The 6,789-nt window shown below is 73.1% G+C and carries 6 protein-coding genes and 1 tRNA gene; 2 read left to right on the top strand and 5 right to left on the bottom strand.

The window, feature by feature from the left end; translation table 11 throughout:
* Window positions 1-107: 107 nt before the first annotated feature.
* The 5 genes from ACSNOD_RS26710 to ACSNOD_RS26690 form a co-directional block, all read right to left on the bottom strand.
* Window positions 108-1,451, bottom strand: a complete 1,344-nt coding sequence (locus ACSNOD_RS26710; protein WP_436769622.1) for an MFS transporter — start codon at window positions 1,449-1,451, stop codon at window positions 108-110.
* A 118-nt stretch (window positions 1,452-1,569) separates the two neighbouring features.
* On the bottom strand, window positions 1,570-2,208 hold the full coding sequence (locus tag ACSNOD_RS26705) for a flavodoxin family protein (RefSeq protein WP_436769621.1): 639 nt from the start codon (window positions 2,206-2,208) through the stop codon (window positions 1,570-1,572).
* 249 nt (window positions 2,209-2,457) lie between these two features.
* The gene (locus ACSNOD_RS26700) at window positions 2,458-3,105 is read right to left on the bottom strand and encodes a nuclear transport factor 2 family protein (protein ID WP_436769620.1); all 648 of its coding nucleotides are present in this window, start codon (window positions 3,103-3,105) and stop codon (window positions 2,458-2,460) included.
* A 49-nt stretch (window positions 3,106-3,154) separates the two neighbouring features.
* Window positions 3,155-3,961 (bottom strand): arylamine N-acetyltransferase family protein, encoded by an 807-nt coding sequence (locus ACSNOD_RS26695; RefSeq protein ID WP_436769619.1) that lies wholly within the window; start codon window positions 3,959-3,961, stop codon window positions 3,155-3,157.
* Between the two features lie 315 nt (window positions 3,962-4,276).
* Window positions 4,277-4,352, bottom strand: a tRNA-Thr gene (locus tag ACSNOD_RS26690).
* A gap of 207 nt (window positions 4,353-4,559) precedes the next feature.
* Between ACSNOD_RS26690 and ACSNOD_RS26685 the strand changes: the two genes are divergently transcribed.
* Together ACSNOD_RS26685 and ACSNOD_RS26680 are read left to right on the top strand one after the other, a co-directional pair.
* Window positions 4,560-5,141, top strand: coding sequence for an HhH-GPD-type base excision DNA repair protein (locus ACSNOD_RS26685; RefSeq protein WP_436769618.1), 582 nt, complete (start codon window positions 4,560-4,562; stop codon window positions 5,139-5,141).
* A 169-nt stretch (window positions 5,142-5,310) separates the two neighbouring features.
* A partial coding sequence (locus ACSNOD_RS26680; protein WP_436769617.1) for a sigma-70 family RNA polymerase sigma factor occupies window positions 5,311-6,789 on the top strand: 1,479 nt, incomplete at its 3' end.

Genomic DNA, 6,789 nt, shown 5'->3' with positions numbered 1-6,789 from the left:
GGGGAGATGCGCCGGACCCGTGGGCGCGGTGGCCCACGGGCCCGGAGGGGCGGTTCTCCCGGAAGGGGACGTTCAGCAGGGGGGTCGGTCGGGGCTTCGGGGCCTCCTCAGATCACGAAGAGCGTGGCCAGCGCGGGTCCGAACGCGCCGCCGATCTGGTAGCAGAGGTTGAACATGCCGATGGCGACGGGCCGTTTGCGGTCCTCCACCGAATCCGTGGCGTGGACCATCAGCGTGGCCTGGCCGCCCGCCGCCGCGAAGAGCGCCACCGCCATCGCGGCGAGCAGCAGCGGCGCCCACACCCAGATCGCCACCGCGAGCGGGGCCAGCACGCCGAGGGCGATGAGCACCGCCACCACGGCCGGGCGGCCCATGCGGGCGGCGACCGCGGCGAGGACGAAGGACAGCGCGGAGCCGATGACCTGGACCACGAGCGTGCCGATGCCGATGGAGCCGTCGCTCCAGCCGGCCTCGTCCGTCAACAGCCTGGGGATGATGTAGAGCAGGGCGAAGTACGAGGTGGCCAGCGCGAGCGCGAGCCCGCTGGCGAACAGGAACGCCGGGGTGCGCAGCAGCGCCATCGGGACGAAGCCCTCGGGCCGCCGGCGGATGTGCAGGGCCAGCAGCGCGGCGGCGACGACCGAACAGATGGCGGCGGGCAGCGGGAAGTACGGGATGAAGACCAGGGCGGTCGCCAGGGCGGTGAGCAGCACGGCGCCCAGGACGTCGAACCGGCTCTCCGCCATGGGGTTCGCCGGGGCGCGCCGGGCGACGAACGGCACGAACAGCAGGCTCAGCGCGGGCAGGACGAGGACGACCTGCCAGGTGAGCCCGTCGGTTATCTCCGAGCCGACGAGCGGTCCGACGGCGGCGAACGCGGCGATGCCGGAGGTGATCAGGCCCATCTTGCGGGCGGAGCCGGCGGCCAGGTTCATCGCGACGGCGATCAGTCCTGAGCCGCCGATGGCCTGGGCGGCGCGGCCGGGCAGCACGGCGGGCAGCCACGGCACGGCGGCCACCAGCACCGAGCCCACCAGCAGGAGCAATGCGCTGGTCAGCAGCGTGGTGCGGAGCCCGCGCCGGTTGATGAGACCGGCCGCGAGGGGGGTGCCGATGGCGATGCCCCAGCCCGCGGTGGTCACCAGCCAGCTGGCGACGCCGTCGGAGACGCCGTAGCCGTTCGCCATGTCGGACAGGACGATCGCGGGGCCGGTCATCCCGAGCGCGGCCGGGGCCGCCAGCAGCATCAGCACCAGGCCGGACACCCCGCGGGCGGGGGCCGCCGCCCGGCCGCCCGCGGCCCGGGCGGCGCCCGCGCCGTCGCCGGTGGCGGTCGGCGCGCCCGGGGCCCCGGCGGCCCCGGGCGCGGACGGGGGCGCCCCGGCGCCGTCGGCCGGGTCGGGTCCCCTCGGTGCCTGTGCTGCGTCGCGGGCGTGGGTCGGGCTGGTCATCGGGTCCTCCCTGGAACGGGATGCGCGCGCGGTCGTCGAGGCTTGGGGGGCGTGCCGGCGCCGCGGCGTCAGGGGGTCGGGGTCGTCGGGGTGAACATCAGGGCGGTCATCGGAGCGGTCATCGGGGTGCGGAGGCGAAGCCGCGGCGCAGGGCCGCGGCGATCTCCACGGTGCGGCGGGTCTGGAACTCGACCGCGGCGATGTTGTCCTCGTGCACGGTGCCCGGGGTCAGCTTGGAGACGCTGCTGGTGCCGTACGGGCAGCCGTTGTGGGGCCGGTAGAGGACCGGGTCGGTGATGCCGTTGGAGACGATGACCGAGCCCCAGTGGCAGAAGCTGTTGTGCAGGGCGAGGATCGTCGTCTCGTGCCCGGCGTGGGTGCCGTCGCCGCAGGCGAAGGCGGAGACCGCCTTGTTGAGCAGGTTGCCGGCGATCGCCGTGCGGGTCGTGGTGTCGATGAACCGCATCAGCGCGGGCGCCGGCAGGCCGAAGCGCACGGAGGTGCCGACGAGGATGGCGTCCGCCCACTCCAGGTCGGCGAGGGTCGCCTCGGGGACGTCGGCGGTGCTCGCGGCGTGCTCGGCCCACCCCTGCCGGTCGATGGCCAGCTCCTCGGTGACGGCGCGGTCGGGGACCTCGTCGGCGATCCTGCGCAGCCGGACCTCGGCGCCCGCCTTCTCGGCCGCGGCCGCCGCCGCTGCCGCGAGCTGGTGGACGTAGCCGGTGCACGAGTAGTAGACGATCGCGACCTTGGTCATCGGACGATGCCTCTCTGCGGGTGGCTGGCTGCGTGGCGGTGGACGTACGGTGCCGGCTCCGCACGCCCGTCCAGTCTGGATACGCCGTATAACGGCGGCAACGCGGTGCGTGACAATCTGTCAGGTGACGTCGTGCGCCCCGGCCGGGCGAGCCCGACGCGCGAGAGCCAGAGGCCCCCGGGGCGGGGAGCCTCTGGCTCGGTGGGTGCCGCGGACGGCGGGTCAGGCGGCCTCGTGCAGCGCGGCGGGTCAGGCGACCTCGTGCAGCCACGCCTCATTGCTGTCGTAGACCTCGCGCACCGTCTCCGGGCGGTCGATGCCGGGGCGGTCGGGGTGGTCGCCCCAGCCGGCCTGGATGGACCAGTACTGCGTGTAGCGGTACGACGGCCGGCAGGTGTCGAGTTTCCGGTCGTCCACCTCGATGCGGCCATTGGCGCGGTCGGGGGTCAGATAGTCCTTGAGGTAGACGGCCTTGAATTCGGCGATGCGCCAGTCGTCCACCCTCTTCTCCACCCGGAAGCACATGCGCTCCCAGACGTAGAGGATGGCCTCCAGGCCGTGCACCTGGACCGGCATGACGATCTGCGCCGGCAGTTCGGCGAAGGCGCGGTTGCCGTTCACCTGCACCTGAATGGGGCCGAGTTGGTGGAGCCCCTGGCCGCGCGGGGTGGCCGCGAGTTTCTTGGTGTGCTCGATGAACTCGGCCCCGCTGCAGGAGGCCCAGCCCACGGCTATGCGGGTGTCGTCGTAGTAGCACTTGGCCATCTCGTCCCAGTCGCCGATGTCCCGGGCCCAGCGCTCGTGAATGACGCACTGGCGGGCCGCCTCGGCGGCGAGCAGCTCCTGGACGCTCTGTCGTTCGGCCGTTCCGATGCTCATCATGGGGTCGACGCTCACTTTCCGAGAGTAAGCAGGGCGGTGGGCCTCGCCGGAGGCGCCGACGGAATCAGTCCAGGTACATGTCCACGTTCTGGCCGATGTACCGGTCGACGCACTTCGGCGCCCGGTCGAGTTCGATGCCGAACCATGTGCGATAGGCGTCGATGACCGCCTGGTCGGTGGCGAGGTCCTCGGTGACGCGCTGGCCGCCCTCGGCGCGGGTCAGCTGGTTGTCCTTGATGGTGATGCGGCCGTTCTCGGTGGTCATGGCGCAGAACACGTACTGGAGGAAGGTGGAGTCGGGCGCCGTGCGGTACCACCAGAGGGTGGGCAGGAAGTCGGCCAGGGTCAGCGGGCGGTCGTCGATCCGGTACTGCGGGCGTCCGTTGAAGATGACGTCGGTGCCGCCCTCGTCGGCCTTGACCAGCCGGTACTCGCCGTGCGGGTCCTGCTGGACGTCCTCGGTGTCGAACGACAGCGGCCAGCGGGAGGTCTTGCCGAAGCCGACGTCCGCGAGCCAGAGTTCGTCCCCGATGCGCACGCGCAGCGCCATGTGGCACAGCGGCGGGCCGAGGGTCGTCCTGTTGTACGTGCGGCCGGGCAGGATCTCGTACTCGAAGCCGAGGCTCGCTATCAAGTAGCCGAAGGCTGGATTGAGTTCGTAGCAGCCGCCGCCCCGGTTCTGATAGGCGATCTTCTGGACGACCTTCTCGTTGAGCTGCACCGGCTCGTCCATGTGGTACGCGAGGTTCTCGAACGGCACGGACAGCACATGGCGTTCGTGGAGATGGCGCAGGGCGTCGATATCGGCGCGCTCGGGGCGCTGGGCGCCGATGCGCTTGAGATATTGATCGACCGTGGCCTGGTCCAGCATGTGAGTCTCCTCGTCGGTTCGGCGTCCGCCCGCCCGTGCCCTGGATCATTCGGTTGATCGCGTGGCCGCCCGATCGCGCGATGGCGCGATCGCGTTCCGGTGATCGCGTTCCCGTGTTCGCGCGATCGCTCACCGTGTCGACGCGAAGGCCTGGTGACATGCCCTTGACGACCGGCACGAGTGTGGCAGGGGGCGGACGCGGCCCGACAAGAAGCGCGAGCGGAATGAGTCAGGTCACCCGGGCGGGAAGACGTCCCGCACGCCGCCGCGCGAAAAGAGAAATCCGCAGGTCACGACCGTGCCTGCGGATTTCCGTGGAGCCGCCTGCCGGGTTCGAACCGGCGACATTTGCTTTACAAGAGCAACGCTCTACCAGCTGAGCTAAGGCGGCGGGCGTGCTGCGCGCGCGATGCGCGCGGGCTGCTCCACTCTACACAAGGCGGGGTCGTCGGTGGAGGCCCGGCGAGCGCGCGGGACCCGGCATTCGGCCCGCCTTCCGGCCGGGCCTTTCGCCGTGCGCGCGCCGTGCGCGGCCGGGCTTCCCGCCGGGCGCGTGTCGGCGTCGCGGCCGGACCGGCGCGGCGCGACCATGGACGGCATGAACGTTCGGCTCGCACAGCAGGAGGACGCCGACGAGCTGCTCGGGCGCAGCCCGTTGGCCCTCCTGGTCGGCATGCTCCTCGACCAGCAGATCCCCATGGAGTGGGCCTTCACCGGCCCGCACACCATCGCGCGGCGCATGGGCCACGACGATCTCGACGCCCGGGAGATCGCCGCCCAGGACCCCGAGTCCTTCGCCGCGCTGCTCTCCGAGAAGCCCGCCGTGCACCGCTACCCCGGCTCCATGGCCAAGCGGGTGCGACAGCTCTGCCAGTACCTGGTCGACCACTACGACGGCGACGCGAGCGCCGTATGGCGGGACGCGGACAGCGGCGCGGAGCTGCTGACGCGGCTGACCGAGCTGCCGGGGTTCGGGGAGCAGAAGGCGCGGATCTTCCTGGCGCTGCTGGGCAAGCGGTTCGGGGTGGCCCCCGAGGGGTGGCGGGAGGCCGCCGGCGCGTACGGCGAGGAGGGCTCGTACCGCTCCGTCGCCGACATCACCGGACCCGAGTCGCTCCAGAAGGTCCGGGCGTACAAGCAAGAGATGAAAAGGGCGGCAAAGGCGAAAAAGTCCCCTTAGTCGCGCGGAGTCCCGCCCCGGCGGGATGAACCGGGGCCGCCGGGCCGCCGCACGGCGTGAAGGACGACACAATCGTCCGCCGATCGAAAATATTTTTTCCCGCAGACCGTAATCTCCCTCGCCGGGAGGCGACTGCCCTCCGAGAGACGTCGTCATCCCGGGAGGGACCGTGGGAGAGAACCGTGGCGAGCGAGCCGATTTCGGGCAGCTTTACGCGCAGCATGGTTCCGATCTGCTCTGCTTTGTCCGCCGGCTGGTCGGTGACCGGCACCTCGCCGAGGACATCGTCCAGGAGTCGTTCGTCGCCGCCTGGCGCGGCTGGGAGGACCTGCGGGACCCCGAGCGCGTACGGGCCTGGCTGTTCGGCATCGCCTACCGGCAGGCCATGACCCAGCTGCGCCGGCCCGGCGCGGTGCCGCTCGCGGAGCTGCCCGAGCTGGTGGACGCGGCGCCCGACGGCAGCCCCGAGCGGGCCGCCGAGCGGCGCGAGGCCGAGGCGCTGGTCTGGGAGGCCGCCGACGGCCTCGAACCGCGCCAGCGGTCGGTGCTGGAGCTGGCCGTGCGCTGGCAGCTCACCAGCGCGGAGATAGGCCAGGTGCTGGGCGTCGGCCGGGCGCACGCCGCGGTGCTGGTGCACCGGTCCCGGGCCGCGCTCGGCACGGCCGTGCGGATGGTGCTCGTCGCGCGGCAGCGCGGCCGCTGCTCGGGGCTCGACGCGCTCGTCGACCGCGGCGGGGCGGGCGGCGGCCACCGGGCCCGCCGGGCGGTCACCCTCAGCGCCGGCCAGCGGCGCAGCGTCGACCACCACGTGCGGCGCTGCACGCGCTGCCGCCGTACGGTGGCGGGCCTGGCCGCGCCCGCGACGGTCTTCGGCGCGCTGCTGGCCGCGTCGGACGCGCGGATGGCGCTGCCGGAGTGGGCGCCGGAGCCGGAGGTGTCGTACGAGCCGACGGCCGCGTCGTACGAGGTGTCGTACGGGGCCGGTGGCGCGGGTTCCGGTGGTGCGCGTTCCGGAGGCGGGCGGCGCCGGGCTCCGTCGGGGCGCCGGACGGCCCGCCGGGCCGCGATCGCGGGCGCCACGGCCCTCGTGATCGCCACGGGCGGCTGCTACGCCACGTTCAAGAACGACGCCAAGGCCCCCGAGGCCTCGTCCCCGCCGGTGACGACCCGCGACGCGGTGGCCCAGGGGGCCGGCGTGCCGGGCGCGTCCGCGAGTGCGGCCGTGTCGCCGAGCGGGTCCCCGAGCGCGACTGCTTCGCCGAGTGCGAGCGCGAGCGCCAGCGCCAGCGCTTCGGCGAGTGGGAGCCCGTCCGCCTCCGCGTCCCCGAAGGCGGAGAAGTCCGACAAGGCCTCGGCCGCGGCGTCGGCGCCGGGCGCCGCGAAGCCGAGCGCCACCCGGCGCGCGGACCCGCCGGCGGGTGGCCCCGGCGGCCAGGAGGGCCGCGTCCTCACGCTGGTCAACCAGCGCCGCGCGGAGGCCGGCTGCTCCCCGGTCCGCTGGGAGAGCCGCCTGGCGCAGGCATCCGCGGACCACAGCGCGGACATGGCCCGCCGCAACTTCTTCGACCACAACACGCCGGACGGCGTCACGCCGTGGGACCGGGCGAAGCGGGCCGGCTACGACAAGCCGGCGGCCGAGAACATAGCG

Source organism: Streptomyces sp. URMC 123 (assembly GCF_051386515.1).
Lineage (GTDB): Bacteria > Actinomycetota > Actinomycetes > Streptomycetales > Streptomycetaceae > Streptomyces.
Note: the sequence above shows the minus strand (reverse complement) of the source record. Positions and strands in the feature narration are given on the sequence as shown.

Bases quoted from the DNA above. Each gene is read 5' to 3' on its own strand.
- ACSNOD_RS26710 (WP_436769622.1), bottom strand. From the start codon at position 1,451: ATGACCAGCCCGACCCACGCCCGCGACGCAGCACAGGCACCGAGGGGA.
- ACSNOD_RS26705 (WP_436769621.1), bottom strand. From the start codon at position 2,208: ATGACCAAGGTCGCGATCGTCTACTACTCGTGCACCGGCTACGTCCAC.
- ACSNOD_RS26695 (WP_436769619.1), bottom strand. From the start codon at position 3,961: ATGCTGGACCAGGCCACGGTCGATCAATATCTCAAGCGCATCGGCGCC.
- ACSNOD_RS26685 (WP_436769618.1), top strand. From the start codon at position 4,560: ATGAACGTTCGGCTCGCACAGCAGGAGGACGCCGACGAGCTGCTCGGG.